General features: G+C 61.0%; 12 protein-coding genes. 7 read left to right on the top strand and 5 right to left on the bottom strand.

The window, feature by feature from the left end; all coding sequences use genetic code 11:
• The coding region (locus VGY55_21605) for a hypothetical protein (protein ID HEV2972578.1) at positions 1 to 243 on the top strand (243 nt) is incomplete at its 5' end.
• 53 nt (positions 244 to 296) lie between these two features.
• On the opposite strand, the gene VGY55_21600 is transcribed toward VGY55_21605, so the two are convergent.
• From VGY55_21600 to VGY55_21580, 5 genes are all read right to left on the bottom strand, one after another.
• A complete protein-coding gene (locus VGY55_21600) occupies positions 297 to 3,488 on the bottom strand; it encodes a multidrug efflux RND transporter permease subunit (protein ID HEV2972577.1) in 3,192 nt (1,063 codons plus the stop codon).
• Between the two features lie 7 nt (positions 3,489 to 3,495).
• A complete protein-coding gene (locus VGY55_21595) occupies positions 3,496 to 4,686 on the bottom strand; it encodes an efflux RND transporter periplasmic adaptor subunit (protein ID HEV2972576.1) in 1,191 nt (396 codons plus the stop codon).
• Between the two features lie 177 nt (positions 4,687 to 4,863).
• Positions 4,864 to 5,352, bottom strand: a complete 489-nt coding sequence (locus VGY55_21590; protein ID HEV2972575.1) for a GNAT family N-acetyltransferase — start codon at positions 5,350 to 5,352, stop codon at positions 4,864 to 4,866.
• A gap of 159 nt (positions 5,353 to 5,511) precedes the next feature.
• The gene (locus VGY55_21585) at positions 5,512 to 6,057 is read right to left on the bottom strand and encodes a Uma2 family endonuclease (GenBank protein HEV2972574.1); all 546 of its coding nucleotides are present in this window, start codon (positions 6,055 to 6,057) and stop codon (positions 5,512 to 5,514) included.
• A 201-nt stretch (positions 6,058 to 6,258) separates the two neighbouring features.
• On the bottom strand, positions 6,259 to 7,530 hold the full coding sequence (locus tag VGY55_21580; protein ID HEV2972573.1) for a cation:proton antiporter: 1,272 nt from the start codon (positions 7,528 to 7,530) through the stop codon (positions 6,259 to 6,261).
• Between the two features lie 593 nt (positions 7,531 to 8,123).
• Here VGY55_21580 and VGY55_21575 point away from each other — a divergent pair.
• From VGY55_21575 to VGY55_21550, 6 genes are all read left to right on the top strand, one after another.
• Positions 8,124 to 9,026 carry an SgcJ/EcaC family oxidoreductase gene (locus VGY55_21575; protein HEV2972572.1) on the top strand — a complete coding sequence of 301 codons (903 nt, stop codon included), beginning with the start codon at positions 8,124 to 8,126 and terminating at the stop codon, positions 9,024 to 9,026.
• Positions 9,027 to 9,133: 107 nt separating this feature from the next.
• A complete protein-coding gene (locus VGY55_21570) occupies positions 9,134 to 10,546 on the top strand; it encodes a hypothetical protein (protein HEV2972571.1) in 1,413 nt (470 codons plus the stop codon).
• Between the two features lie 12 nt (positions 10,547 to 10,558).
• Positions 10,559 to 12,799 (top strand): beta-L-arabinofuranosidase domain-containing protein, encoded by a 2,241-nt coding sequence (locus VGY55_21565; GenBank protein HEV2972570.1) that lies wholly within the window; start codon positions 10,559 to 10,561, stop codon positions 12,797 to 12,799.
• A gap of 29 nt (positions 12,800 to 12,828) precedes the next feature.
• A complete protein-coding gene (locus VGY55_21560) occupies positions 12,829 to 13,983 on the top strand; it encodes a DUF4185 domain-containing protein (GenBank protein ID HEV2972569.1) in 1,155 nt (384 codons plus the stop codon).
• A gap of 188 nt (positions 13,984 to 14,171) precedes the next feature.
• Complete coding sequence (locus VGY55_21555; GenBank protein ID HEV2972568.1) at positions 14,172 to 14,564, top strand: BlaI/MecI/CopY family transcriptional regulator; 393 nt, start codon at positions 14,172 to 14,174, stop codon at positions 14,562 to 14,564.
• Positions 14,561 to 15,161: M56 family metallopeptidase (locus VGY55_21550; protein ID HEV2972567.1), on the top strand; the 601-nt coding region annotated here is incomplete at its 3' end. The genes VGY55_21555 and VGY55_21550, both read left to right, overlap by 4 nt.

The raw sequence follows: 15,161 nt of genomic DNA, 5'->3' as shown, positions 1-15,161 counted from the left end.
GGCGGCCGCTGGGTTCACGAGCCGGATGGCTCGTGGAAGCTGGTCTGGACCGAACGGGCAGTCAAAGATTTCTACCTTAACAACATTCTGATCCACGAGTTGGGCCATCTGCTCGACGACCGCAATTCGCGGTCGGTCGACCGCGAGCGGTATGCGGAATGGTTCGCGCTGGAACACGGCTACAAGCCGACTCGCCGCGTCTGGGGCCCGAGCAAGAAGCAAATTGCCCGCAGGCATCATTAGGCAATGTAGCGGGCACCCTCCGCGTGCCGGCTGCGGCACGCGGAACATGCCTGCTACGACGACGACGGCTTCTCGCCGCGTCCGCCAGTCAGCCATTGGACGACAAAGTAGAACACCGGCGTCAGAAAGATGCCAAAGATCGTCACCCCTAGCATTCCCGCGAAAACGGCGGTGCCCAGCGTTTGCCGCATTTCCGCGCCGGCGCCGCGGGAGATCACCAGCGGCACGACTCCGAGAATAAAGGCGAACGACGTCATCAGAATCGGTCGCAGCCGCAGCCGGCAAGCTTCCATGGTGGCGTCGAAGCCCGAGCGGCCGGCCTTTTGCTGAGCCCGGGCGAATTCGACGATTAAAATCGCATTCTTGCTGGCCAGACCAACGAGCACGATCAAGCCGATCTGCGTGAAGATATTGATATCCAGTGCGCGGGCCTCGATGCCGATCAGTGCGCTGAGCAAGCACATCGGCACGATCAGGATCACCGCCAGCGGGAGCGACCAGCTTTCGTATTGCGCGGCCAGCACCAGGAACACAAGCACCACCGCCAAGATGAATACAATCACGGCCGTGTTGCCCTGGGTCGCCTGCAAATAGCTCAACTCGGTCCATTCGGCGGCCATCGACGGCGGCAATTCGTCTTGGGCGGTCGTCTCCATCAAACGCAAGGCTGTGCCGGAACTCACCCCCGGCGCGGGGGCGCCGTTGATCGGGGCTGCCGGATGGCCGTTGTACCGCGTGACGACGGGCGGGCCAAACGTCTCTTGCAGCCCGCTCGCGCTTCGTTGGCGATTGAGCAACAGAGCCGAAAGCGGGACCATCTTGCCCGACGTGCTCCGCACTTGCAGCGAGCGGACGGCGCTCTCGTCGGCGCGGAACGGAGCATCGGCTTGAAGATTTACCTGGAGATTTCGCCCCTCCAAAAAGAAATCGTTCACATACCGCGAGCCGAGAAAGACGCCCAGCGTGTTGTAAATCTCGTCGAGCGGCACGCCGGCCGCGCTCGCGCGGACGCGGTTCACGTCGACATAATATTGCGGCGCGCTGGCCCGAAACGTAGTCATCAATCCGACGACTCCGCCCCGCTTGGCCGCCGCTTCGATCACGTTTTGCGTCATTCCCTCAAGGAATTCGAGTTCCTGATTGCCGCGGTCTTCGATCATCAGCTTGAATCCGCCGGCATTTCCCAATCCATCGACGGGCGGGGCGCCGAAGATGGCGATGGGCGCTTGTTCGAGAGTTGGGTCGCGCTCGAATTCCTGATCGCACTCGCGGCGCAGCGCCGCCAGCACCTGGTCGGCGTGCAGCCCGCCGTGATGAACGCGATACTCGAACGGCTTCAAGATCACGAACATCGAGGCCATGTTCGACCCGACCGCGTTGGCCACCATCGACTGCCCGGCAATCGCGATCGTGTGGTCCACCCCCTCGGTCTTCGAAGCCACCTGGTCGATCCGCTGCAATAGGCGGCGAGTGCGCTCCAGCGAAGCCCCGTCGGGAAGCTGCACATTCAAGAGCAGATAGCCCTTGTCCTGTGCCGGGACGAAGCCAAAGCTGGCCCGCGAGAACCCCAGATATGTGCCTAAGAGCAGCCCGCCGTAAACCAAGAGCGACACGATGGAGCCGCGCACGAGCAGCTTCACAGCGCGCATATACCCGCCGGTCGTCACGTCGAACACGCGGTTGAATCCCGCAAAGAACCAACCGAGCGTCAAGTTCAGCAGCTTGGTCAGCGGATCGCGGGCTTCGCCGCGAGGCCGCAATAGGATCGGGCAGAGCGCGGGAGTCAACGTCAGCGAATTGATCGACGAAATCAACGTCGAAATCGCGATCGTGATCGCGAATTGCCGATAGAACTGCCCGGTAAGCCCCGGCACAAACGCGGTCGGAATGAACACGGCACACAAGACGAGCGTCGTGGCGATAATCGGTCCGGCGACCTCCTGCATCGCCTTGCGAGTCGCTTCCTTCGGCGCGAGGCCATGCGCCATGTGATGCTCGACGTTTTCGACCACGACGATCGCATCGTCCACCACGATGCCGATCGCCAGCACCAGGCCGAACAGCGAGAGATTGTTCAAGCTGAAACCCAGCGCCGCCAGGGCCGCGAAAGTGCCAATGATGGCCACCGGCACGGCCAACAGTGGAATGATCGACGCCCGCCAGCTTTGCAAGAACACAAGCACGACGATCGCGACCAGAATTACCGCGTCACGCAGGGCCTTCTCGACCTCATGGATCGATTCGTCGATGAAAGGCGTGGTGTCGTAGACGATTTGATAGCTCACGCCGGGCGGAAAGCGCTTGGATAGAGCTTCCATCGCGGCTCGGACGCCGTGGGCCGTGTCCAGAGCGTTCGATCCAGGCAATTGGAAAACGGCCAACGTGATGCTCGGCTGGCCATCGAGCGTCGTTTCGACGTCGTAATTCTTGGCTCCGAGTTCGACTCTCGAGACCTGACCGAGCGTGGTCAGCTTTGCCCCCGGCTCGCTCTTGACGACGATTTCCTTGAATTGCTGCTCGTCACTCAACTGTCCCTGGGTCTGCAATGGGTATTGAAACGCCGTCCCGGACGGCGCCGGCTGCGCGCCGAGTTGCCCGGCGGGCACGACCGAATTGTGCGTCTTGATCGCCGCGATCAGATCGCCCGGGCTGAGCTTCCGCGAGGCCAGCGCCTTGGGATCGAGCCAAATCCGCATGCTGTATTCGCGCTCGCCGAGAAACGTCACATCGCCGACCCCTTTCACGTCGGCCAAAACGTCCTTGATCTGTCGCGAGGCATAGTTGCTCAGATAATCGACGTCGCGGCTTTTGTCGGGCGAAACCAGATTCACGCAGAGAATGATGCTCGGCGATTTCTTCTTGACGTTCACCCCCTGATCGCGGACCGCTTGCGGTAGCTTCGGCAGAGCGAGCGACACTCGATTCTGCACCGAGACCTGGGCCAAATCGAGATCGGTCCCGACCTCGAACGTCACGGTCAATTCCATCCGGCCGTCGTTCGTACACTGAGCCGACATGTAGAGCTTGTGCTCGACGCCGAAGAGCTGCTGCTCGATCGTCGAGGCGACCGAGTCGGAGACGAGCTTCGCGCTGGCGCCGGGATAAATCGCCGTCACCGAGATCGTCGGCGGAGCGACTTCCGGATACTGCGCGATCGGAAGCCCAAAAAACGCCAAACCGCCGGCCAGCAGAAACACCAGCGACAGCACGCAGGCGAAGATCGGTCGGTCGATGAAGAAGCTCATGAGATGCTCACGGCGCTTTCGCCGCGGCTTCCTCCGGCGGCGGCAGCATCGACCGCATTTCGACCGACTTGGTTTGGACCTTCTGCGCCGGGCGAACGCGCTGCATTCCGTTGACGATCACGTCGTCGCCGGCTTTCAGGCCGCTTTCGATCACTCGCAGCCCAGCCTCGACCGCGCCGAGCTTCACCGGCCGATATTCGACCTCGCCATTCTTATTGACGACATAGACGAATCGGCCTCCCTGATCGGTGCCGATCGCGCGGTCGAGGATTTTGAGCCCCGGCCGCGGATCGCCGTAAACCAGCCGCACCCAAGCGAATTGCCCCGGCTGCAACAGCCGGCTCGCGGTCTTGGAATCCTTCGGGTTCTTGAAGATCGCTCGGGCGGAGAGCGTGCCGGTGCCGGGATCGAGTTCGTTGGCGACGTAGTCGATCTTACCGTCGTGAAACGGAAAGCCTGAATCGCTCGAAAGGGCCGCCTCGACCGGAATCTCGGAGATGCTCTTCTGCTTGAGATGCCCGGACTGCACCAGCTTGGTCACTCGCTGCAAGGTGGGATCGTCGATGTTGAAGTAGATGTAAACGTCGTCGGTGGCGACTATCGTGGTCAAGAGCGTTCCGCCGCCCGGGCTTCCCGTGACGGCGTTGCCCGCGGTGACGTAGGCCCGATCGGCCCGCCCGGCGATCGGGGCCCGGACCACGGTGTATTTCACGTCTTGCTCGGCGGCTTTCACCCCTTCCTGGGCCGAAGCCAGGTTGGCGACCGCGCTATCGTACTTCGCCTTCGTGCTGTCGTATTCCTCGCGGCTGATCGCCTTCTTCTGCAACAGCATCGTGGCCCGATCGAGATTCGCCTTGGCTTCATCCAACCGCACTTGCCAGTCGGTCACGGCGGATTTGGCTTGAGCCAGCGCGGCCAGGAACGGCACGTCGTCGATATGAAACAGCTCCTTGCCAGCCTCGACATCCTGCCCGTCCTTGAAATCGACCGACTTGAGCGTGCCGCTCACCTGCGCCCGGACTTCCTGGCGATCGACGGCCCGAATCTCGCCGGGAAACTCGTCGGAATCGACGATCGTCTCCTCGATGGGCTGGCTCACGATCACCGGCAGCGGTTCGCGTTTGGCCGGCGCAGCGGCTTCCTGCTGGCAGCCGCCGACGGCGACGATCAAGATCGTGAAAGCAATTCGCCGCGCCATTCGGTTAGGCCTTTGACTCCACGAGCAACGTGGAATCGCGTCGAGCGATTCAGGTTGCGACGCCGCGGTAGACGCCAGGGGCATCGCCGGTGTTTTCCGTTCCACGCCGGCCAATGATTCCGCGAGTATAAATCCGCGGAGGGGCCGATGGCAAGCTGGGCGGGCCGGCCATCAGATTCAAGGCGCCTTCGTGTAGAAGAGCGCGCCGCCCGCGGGTTCGCCGTAGACGGCTTGAGCGTAACCGGAATCTTCGTACAACCGTCGCGCCCGAGTGTTGTTCTCTTGGACCTCAAGCGTCACTTTGCAGCACCCGCTTTCCCTTGCCGACATCTCGATTCGCTTGAGCAACTGGCGGCCGATTCCGCGGCCGCGGTGCGCCGGCAACACGGCAAGATCATGGATGTTGATGAGCGGCTTGGCGAAAAATGTCGAAAAGCCGCGGAAGCAGGTCGCGATTCCCACCGCTTGGCCGTCGACGTATGCCAGGAAGATCAATGTCGTCGGATGGCTCTTCAGCCCGGGGATCAGCCGGGCAAGCACGTCGTCCGGCAGCGGTCCGGCGTTGCCCATCGGGTCGAGAGCGTACGCGGCCGTCAGCGCGACGATGTCCCGCTGATGATCCGCTCGCGCCAAGTCGGCCTCGATGATCTCGATCTGATTATCCATTCAAGGCGTCCCACTTGTCGCCGCGATTGCGACAACTTACCGAATTTGAATTTGCGATTCGATCCAGCACGTACGGACAACGCTTGAACGTATCGGCGAAAGAATTAAAGGGTCAGAACTATTTAATAAGTTGTTCTGACCCTTTTTTACTTTTTTAGTTCACGCCGGAAACAGGTCGTCCACCGGCATCGTCCATTCCGGCACAGCGGGTTCGGCTTCGGCAAGTTGGCCTCGGCGGTAGATCGTCGGGTGATCGGGATCGCCGGAGCGATAGACGCGGACCGCGTCGGGGCTTTGCAAATCCACGTCCCAGACGACTTGCGTGCCGGCGGTGAAATAGTCGGCCCGCTTGCCGGCCATCTCCTCTTCGGCGGCCGGACCGTAGTCGCCTTCGCTGCGGACTTCCACGGCAAATGCGGGAGCGCCGTCGATGAATTTCATACTGGAGTGGCCGACAAAATAAGCGGCGTCGGGACTAAACGACTTACGATCCGGCAAATCGACGACGAATCCTGCATTGTCGCCAACGGCATGTCCGGTCTTTGTTCGCTCCGTGTATCGCAGCAGGCTCGCGCCGATCCTCAAAGCAACTTCTGCGGGAATTCCGCCGGTCGGCGACATCATCACGATTTCTCCTCCGACTAGCTCGGCTTTGCCCGGCACTAGGTACAGGTCATCGACAGTGGCTGCGGTTTTCGGATTCATGATGTGCCTCGAGCTTGCCCGGCTTCATTATAAATCGACCCGTGCAATGCTCGAAAGCCGGGCCCTCAAGACAATCCTGTAAATCCTGTATACACTATGATGATATCCGTCAGAACTTCCTGCCCGGCTGATCCGCCGCATGGCCTCGGCCGGGCTTCTTTTTATTCTCCCCGTCGCATTTCCAGTCCACGCCCATCTGCATCAACCTTCATTGACCAAATCTTCGATCCCTTCGGCGGCCGGCGCGGGACTCTTGCGTGAAACCGGCGGGAAGAAGAGTTTGAGGAGCGGCGGGGCGATGAAGGTGGTGACCATCACCATCAGTGCGATGGCGCTGAACATGGCCGCGTCGAACACTTTCGATGCCAGCCCCATTTGGGCGAAAATGAGCCCGACTTCGCCGCGCGGGATCATGCCGACGCCGATAACGCGCTTGTTCCCTTTGAACCAGAACGGGGCGTAGCCGGCCGCGAATTTGCCGACGATGGCCGCGAGCGTCAGCAAGCCGCCGATCAGCAGCGTCCGATGATTGACTGGATCAAGCGGATTGAACACGCGAATATCAACGGCCGCGCCGACTGCGACGAAAAACAGCGGCACGAAGAAATGCCCCAAGTGCGCCACGCCGCGTTCCATCTCGTGGGCCTGCGCCGTCTCGCGGAGGAGCAATCCGGCCGCGAACGCTCCGATGATCATGGCCGATCCCGCGACGGAGGCCAGCCAGGCCAGGCCAAAGGCGAACATCACGGCCAGCAGAGTCGGCGAGCCGAGCAGCTTCGTCGCGGCCAGCCAATTCACCAATCGCGGCACGATGAGCATGCCCAAGATCAGCGTGCCGATGAGAAAGCCGAATGCGACTCCGGCAATTCGCGCGACGCCGAGAGGTGTCACTTCATGCCCCTCCGCCAATCCGGCGACAACGGCCAGGATCACCAGCCCCACCACGTCGTCGATCACCGCCGCCCCGAGCACGATCTGGCTCTCCGGCTCCTGCAATCGGTTCAAGTCGGAAAGCACGCGGGCCGTGATGCCGACGCTCGTGGCCGTGAGCGTCGCGCCCGAGACGATGCAGACAAGATTGCTCAACCCGAGGAAATGGCAGACGGCATAACCGAGCGCGAATGGCAGAGCAATGCCGACGATCGCCACGACTGCCGACTCCGCGCCGACTTTCATTAGCTTCCGCAGATCGGTTTCCAACCCGATCTCGAAGAGCAGGATCACGACTCCGATTTCGGAGAATACGTGCAGAATCTCGCTTGTCGAATTATGCGCGCCGGCGTGTGCCGGATCGTGCGAGGCGCCGCTCGACAGATCGACCAGCCCCAGCACCGACGCTCCGAGGATCACACCGGCCACCAACTCGCCGAGCACGGCGGGCTGGCCGATCTTCTGCGCCAAAAAGCCGCACAGCTTGGCGGCCGCCAGCATGATTACCAAGAGGCCAAGCAACTGCGGGACATCATCGTGCATTTCTGCTGCTCCAATCTGCGGACAAATCGCGGGCGATTCGACACAGCGCGTCGGCGGCGCCGTTACGAAGACTCATGTTAGCCTGTCAGCGACGTTTTCAGCAGGACTATCATGCGGGAACGCCCCCTATTGCGGCATGGCCTGGTAAGCCTGATTGCGGTTTTTTCATGTGCGGTCGAGTAGAATCGTGGGCATGGACGAGAATCCGTACCAGTCGCCGCAGTCGCAGTCGAGTGATCTACCAGCGGACCCCATTTCTTGGAATCGTTGGCGCAAGATCATCTCCAATTCGATATTCATCGGCCTTTTCCTCACTTCGACGGGTTGGTCATGGTATGAGGACAGATTTGTAATCGCAATGGTGTGTCTTGCGATAGGACTAATAATTCGCTTTTGGCCAACCAAGAAAAAAGTAATCTGATAATTCATAAAATTGCCGTTGGCGCGCCTTCATTGCGTTCCATTGCCCGATAGCCAATTCTGTGGCAATCGCCACCAAAGAGAATTACGATGAACGTGCTAGATTTGATATGTGGTCGGCGCCGGAGCTGCGCCACAGATGCAACGCCACTCCATCGAGGAGCTGAATTCCCATGAACCGACTCCGATGCCTTTTGCTCGTACTTTCTTGCGGGTTCTTCATCGCTTCGTTCGGCATCGTCCGCGCCGATGATTCGAGCGCGGACGTCGGAGTTCGCAAAACGAATGCCGCGTATCTCGACGCCTTCAACCATCGCGACGCCAAGGCCCTCGCGGCGCTCTGGACCGATTCGGCCGAGTATGTCAACCCAATCTCCGGCGAACGGGCGAAGGGACGCGACGGCATCGAAAAGGAATTCGCGAAAATGTTCGCCGAGATGAAGGACTGTCACCTCGATGTCACGACCGGCTCGATCCGTTCGATCACCCCCGACGTGGCGATTGAAGAGAGCACGGCCCACGTCACCCACGACGGTGGCCTGCCCGAGGATAGCACCTACACGGCGATCTACGTGAAGAAGGACGGCAAATGGCTGCTCGATTCGGTGCGGGAGACCGATGTGCCCAGCTCACCGACGCATTATGACAAACTGAAGGACCTCGATTGGCTTGTCGGCAGTTGGGTCGATCAAGGGGATGAAGTTGGCGACGTGCGCGTCGAGAGCAAATTCGAATGGACCAAGAACCATAACTTCCTGCTGATGACCTTCTCGGTCTCAGCCAAGGACCGGCCGGAAATGGAAGGAACGCAAGTCATCGGCTGGGACGCGGCCAACAACCAGGTTCGCTCCTGGATGTTCGACTCGGACGGCGGGTTCGCCGAGAGCACCTGGACCCACTCGAAAGACCGCTGGTCGGTCAATGCCGCCAGCACGCTCCCCGACGGTCGCCGGGCCTCGGCCGTCAATATCTATACTCGCGTGAACGACAAGACCATCACCTGGCAATCGACGGGCCGCGAGGTGGACGGAGAAATCATGCCGAATATCGAGCCGATCACGATCGTGCGCAAATGATTTGCGAGGGAATCGAACGAAATACTGGCGATGATCGTCGCTTCCCAAAAGACGCTCCGCCGGCGCAATCCAAAATCCAAAATCTAAAATCCAAAATAAGTGCTGCCATGAAGAAACTCACTTACCTAGCGTTGGCTGCCATTCTACTTTGGACTTGCCAAGTCGTACTGGCGATCGGCGTTCGCGGTGGTGGTGGAGGAGGCGCTGGTGGCGGAGCCCGCCCCGCCGCTGGAGGCGGCGCCAACCGGCCAAGTGCTGGTGCGGCGGCGCGGCCCAGTACGGGCAGCGCTCCTTCGATGAGCCGGCCGACTCAGACGGCGCGGCCGGCCCAGCAGCCTGCTGCGCGCCCGGCGAATTTGCCCGCGCGATCGACCAATCCGGGCGGCGGAAATGTCGCTCGTCCGTCGCAACCCATCAATCGTCCCTCAATCAATCTGCCCGCGCCGGGTCAAGGCGCGATCGGCGGCAACGCTGGCCAGATCGGCAACAATCTCGCGAATCGTCCGGCGACAGGCGCCATCGGCTCGCGAGTTCCGGCCGGCGGCGGACCGTCGCAGGGGCAGCTTAACAACTTCTTGAACAGCGGTAATCGACCGAGCACGCTCCCTGCCGGGCCGGGTAACCGCGTGCCCGGCTCGAATCCGGCCATCGGCGATTTCTTGAACAATCGCCCCGCCCAGGGCAACCTTCAGCCGGGCAATCGCCTGCCGGGCGATCGGGTGACGGGGGATCGGCTGCCAGGCAATCGCCCCGATAACAGACTCCCCGACAACATCGGGGCGAAGAGGGATGACCTGCGTAACAACATCTCCGATAACCGCGGCCAGCGGCAGAGCAATCGCCAGGAGCAGCTTGGAAAAGTCGGCGACAATATCCGCGACCACATCAACGACCATTACGACCATAACCACGTCTTCGACAACTTCTGGGCCAATCATCCGCACTGGCATTACCACTTTCACCAGAACCCGGTCTTCTGGAGTTGGGTCGGGTTCAACACGCTCGCCTCTGCGATGCCCTGGAATTGGGGCCAGCCGATCTATTACGACTACGGCAGCGGCGGAAACGTCGTGTATCAGGGAGACACGGTCTACATCGACAACACGGCCTATCCCGCCGCTCAATACGACGAGCAGGTCGCTCAACTGGCCACGAACCCGCCGCAGCCAGTCGGCGATCCCGAATGGATGCCGCTGGGGGTCTTCGCGCTCACCAGCGACAACGATCCAGACGCGGTGCCCAACATGTTCCTGCAACTTGCCGTGAGCAAAGAGGGAATCCTCGCCGGGGCGTATCAAAACAAGGCGACCGGCCAGGTGCAAGAGATTGAAGGCGCCGTTGACGGCCAAACCCAACGGGCGGCCTGGACCCTCGTCGGCAAAGACACGCCGATCATGGAGACAGGCGTTTATAATCTGACGCTCAACGAGACCCGCGCACTCGTACACTTCGCCAATGGCACGACCCAGCAATGGCTCATGGTCCGCCTCGAACCGCCGTCGGAAGAGGCCGCGCAATAGGCGGATCGATCCATGCTGCGAATCGCCGGAGTGTTGTTGATCGTCGAGTGGCTGGCTGGGCTGACAATAGCGGCGCCTCCCGCGCCAGGGATTGCCATCGCGCAGCCGCCCGAGGCCAGAGGCAAGAAGCTCCTCGAGAATTTCAACTATCACGGCGTCACGCTCGATGGCGGCCGGTTGCGTGGGCAGCTCGACCAGGTCCGCGAAGACTACCTGCGGATCCCCAACGACGATCTCCTCAAAGGGTTCCGCCAGCGGGCCGGGATCGCCGCTCGAGGCCGCGGTCTGGGCGGCTGGTACTCGTCCGACACGTTCCACGTCTTCGGACAGATCGTTTCCGGGCTGGCGCGTTTGCACGCCGCCACCGGCGATCCTGCCTGCCGCGAGAAGGTAAACTCGCTTGTGGCCGAGTGGGCGAAGTGCATCGCGCCGGATGGATACTTCTACTATTCTAAAACGCCCAACGCGCCGCACTATATCTATGACAAACTCGTGGGCGGATTGGTCGATGCCCATCTCTATTGCCGCAGCCCCGAAGCGCTTCCGGCACTCAGCCGGATTACCGACTGGGCGATCAAGCACCTTGAACGCTCGCGGAAAATCGGCGACAACAGCACCGAGTGGTACACGCTGAGCGAGAACTTATATCGGGCCTATCTTGCGACGGGCAATGAGAAGTACCGCGATTTCGCCGAGGTTTGGGAATACTCCGAGTATTGGAACATCTACGCCCGCAACGCCAACATCTTCGCCCCGCGACCCAACGGCCAACGCAGCGGCTCGTATCACGCCTACAGCCATGTGAACACGCTCGGCGGCGCGGGGGCGGCTTATCTCGTCAAGGGCGACGCTCGTTACCTCGACATCCTCAAGAACGCCTACGATTATCTGCAAGCGAACCAGACGTTTGCCACCGGAGGTTACGGACCCGACGAGCAGTTGCTCCCGCGCGAGGCCATCTTGGCCAGACTGGCGGCCACCGAAAACACCTTCGAGACCCAGTGCGGAAGTTGGGCTGCCTTCAAGATGGCGAAATATCTAATCTGCTGCACCGGCGAATCGAAGTATGGCGATTGGGTCGAACGGCTCACGCTCAACGGGATCGGCGCCATTGTGCCGATGACGCCCGATGGCCGCGTGCAATACTACTCCGACTATGATTTCCATGGCGGCGAGAAGCGTCGCTGCGATTTCGGCTGGTCCTGCTGCACGGGCACTCGCCCGCAGGCCGTGGCCGATTATGCCGACTTGGTTTATTTTCACGATTCGGATAATCTCTACGTCAACCTGTTCACGCCGGCCACGGTGAAGTGGAATCGCGGCGAGGAAGTCGTGAGCGTGCGGCAGGAGACCCGGTTTCCCGATGGACCCGAAACAGAGTTCGTGGTCACCGCCGAACACCCGGTTCCGTTGGGAATCAAGCTCCGCGTTCCCGATTGGTTGGGCGGCGCGATGGCGGCCCGCGTGAACGGCCAGGATGCTACGCTCCTTCGCGACAAGAACGGTTGGGCCACGATTCGTCGCACTTGGACCGCGGGCGACAAGCTGAGCGTGACCCTGCCGATGCGACTCGACGCAAGCGCACTGACGAGCTGGGGACTGTCCCCTTTTTTGGAATCTTCGAAAAAAAAGGGGACTGTCCCCTTGCCCGCGGCCAGCGCTGAGTCAGCCTATCCCGCAGCCGTCGTCTATGGTCCGGTCGTGCTGGCGGCAAGCGCTCCCAACGCGAGTTTCGTGCGCAAGCTAGACCTCGACCATTTGGATCGCAGCCTGACGCCGGTCCGCGGCGAACCGCTGACGTGGCGTCTGGCCGCTGATCCGACCGTCGTGCTGCGGCCGTTTTACGCCTATAAAGAAGGCCAGCCATATTATCTCTACCTGGATCCAACCGCGGGCCGCCGGCGATTGCACGGCTCGCTCGTTTACCACGCGGCTTGGAACGACGCCGGCGGTTTTCATTTCACCAATGTCGTTGGCGCTACCGTGGAATGCGCCTTCGAGGGCCCCGGAATCCGTTGGCTGGGTAGCCGCTTCGACGACGCCGGCCAAGCCGAGGTGACGATCGATGACAAATCGGTCGCAATCGTCGATCAATATGGCCCCGGCCGCGACCTTCCCTTCGACTGGTCGCACACCGGTCTCAAGCCCGGCAAGCACACCATCCGACTCAAAGTTTTGGAAAAGAAGGACCCAAAATCCAAAGACCGCTATATCAACATTTCCGGCTTCGACGTGCTCGGCGGCGCAGATTGATTCCGGCGGCACTTCATGAGGAATGCGACATGCGTCTCGCGTTGGTTGCGCACATCTCGGTCGCTGTCGCCGTCGGAATCTGCATGTCGTCGGCGAGCGCGGCTGGGCAGAGTGAATTGGTTTACGTGCCGAACTCGACGAAACGAATCTGCCAATTAACCGGCGATTTAGACCGCACGTCCGGCATGCCGACGCTCAGCCAGACGGGCAAACGGTTTGGCGTCGAGTCGACCGATCTCGGCAGCTCGTTCGAGCATAAAGGAAGGCTGTATTTCCTATTCGGCGACACCAACGGCCGGCCCGGCGCCCGCGACGCTGTCGCTTGGACCACCAGCGCAAATCCCGCGAAGATCGTCCTCGAATTCTTCAAGGCACCGGACGGCAAGTGGCTCCCGCCGACCGTGCCGGGTATCTCGCTCGGAGCGTTCGAAATACCGAGCGGGGGCATCTCGGTCGGAGGCGCGATTTATGTCGTATTCACCACCGACCACACTGCGGCGAAGACGATGGGGCGGTCGGTGCTCGCCGTATCGCGCGACGACGGCCGAACCTGGAAGATGCTCTACGAATTGTCGCGCGACAAGTTCATCAATGTGTCGATGCTGGTGGCCGACGGCTGGCTGTTCATCTTTGGCAGCGGCGACTATCGCAAAAGCACTGTCTGCCTCGCCCGCGTGCGGCCTAACGAGATAGCGCAGCGAACGAAGCTGGAATTCTTCGGCGGCATTGAGCCGAGCCGCGAGCCGAAATGGTCACCGAGAGAGGCCAACGCGACCCCGCTCTTCCCGAACAACCAGATCGGCGAGTTTTCGGTTGCTTATCTCGAGCCGGCCAAGCGATTGGTGATGCTCTACAACTCCGGGAAGCCGCGCGGGATCGTGATGCGTTCGGCCGAATTGCCGCGGGGACCGTGGTCGGAGGGGACGGTGATTTTTGACCCAGGTCGCGACGACGGCTACGGGCACTTCATTCACATCTCGACAAGGGCCGAGGGGCGCCACGACGGGCTGAGCGATCCGGGCCGCACCGAGGTATGGGGCGGGGAGTACGGCCCCTATCTCATGGCTCGGTTCACGACCGGCTCGAACGGACAATGCCGGATCTATTACACGATGTCAACCTGGAACCCCTATCAGGTCGTCGTAATGCAATCGGACCTGAAGCTCGCCGGCGATGCGAAATAGCCGTAGCGGGTAGGTCAGGCGCCTTCGCCTGACTGCGGCTGCGACCAGAAGAACGCGAAGGCGTAGCTCACTTCTATTCGCGCCGCTGAAGAATCCCTCAATCTCTGGCCCGCGCCAGCCCTCCTCTTGACAGCTCGCTACAGTTGTGGTCACATATAGCCACACATGTAGTCAACGGAGATTCAGCGATGCCGCGTGCGGTACAGATTTCGGATTCTGAATGGGACGTGATGGAGCGGATCTGGCGATCCGGCGCCTGCACTGCGGCAGACGTCATCAAGCAACTCCGAGCGACGCACGATTGGAATCACAGCACAATCCGCACGCTCTTGGCGAGGCTTGTCGAAAAAGAGGCACTGGATTATGACGTCGATGGTTCGCGATATATCTATCGGGCCTCGGTCCCCCGCCGACAATGTGTGCGGCAGAAAGGCCGGTCCTTTCTGGATAAGGTCTTCGGTGGGGACGTGGGAGCGCTGTTGGCGCACTTTGTTACCAACGCATCCCTTGATTCCGATCAAATTGAACCGCTCCGCCAACTGCTTGCACAAAAGAAGACGACTAAGGAGAAACGAAAATGATCACGCTGCTCGATACGATCGGACCGGCAGTTTGGCGGGCTTCTTGGCAGGCTGCCGCATTGGCGCTCTTGATCGCCTTGCTGCTGCGGCTGTTTGGGGAGCGGTTGGCAGCGCGGTGGCGCTATCTTCTTTGGAGCGTGGTCATAGCACGGCTGTTGTTCATAGCGACGCCGGTCAGTCCTTGGAGCATGTTCAATCTCATCTCCTCGCAGCACGAAGAGACCGCTCAACGAATCGATCATCGAGAGGCCTCTGCTCCGATCGCCTCGGACTCCCGTGGGCAGCCAGCCCGCGAAGGTGAAACGGCGAGTCAATCCTTACGCGCTGCAAGGTCGGCAGCGGAATCTCGCGCGGTTCAAGGGAACGCACTCACTCCAGCCGCAGGTTTGCCTTCAATTCCCACCGGAGCTTCAAATGAACCCATGCCCGCCAGCCTTGGCGTGCGGCCTTCAAACTTGATGGTGCGAATCCTGTCGCTGCTTTGGCTCGCCGGCTGTCTCCTATTCGGGCTGCGGCTGTCAGGATCCGCATTCGTCCTGCGTCGACGCCTTGCGGCCTGCCGTCTCGTGTCGGATCCCGCCGTCTTGAGAATGCTGG

It is taken from the genome of Pirellulales bacterium (assembly GCA_035939775.1).
Lineage (GTDB): Bacteria > Planctomycetota > Planctomycetia > Pirellulales > DATAWG01 > DASZFO01.
This window is presented reverse-complemented; position numbering and strand designations above follow the sequence as displayed.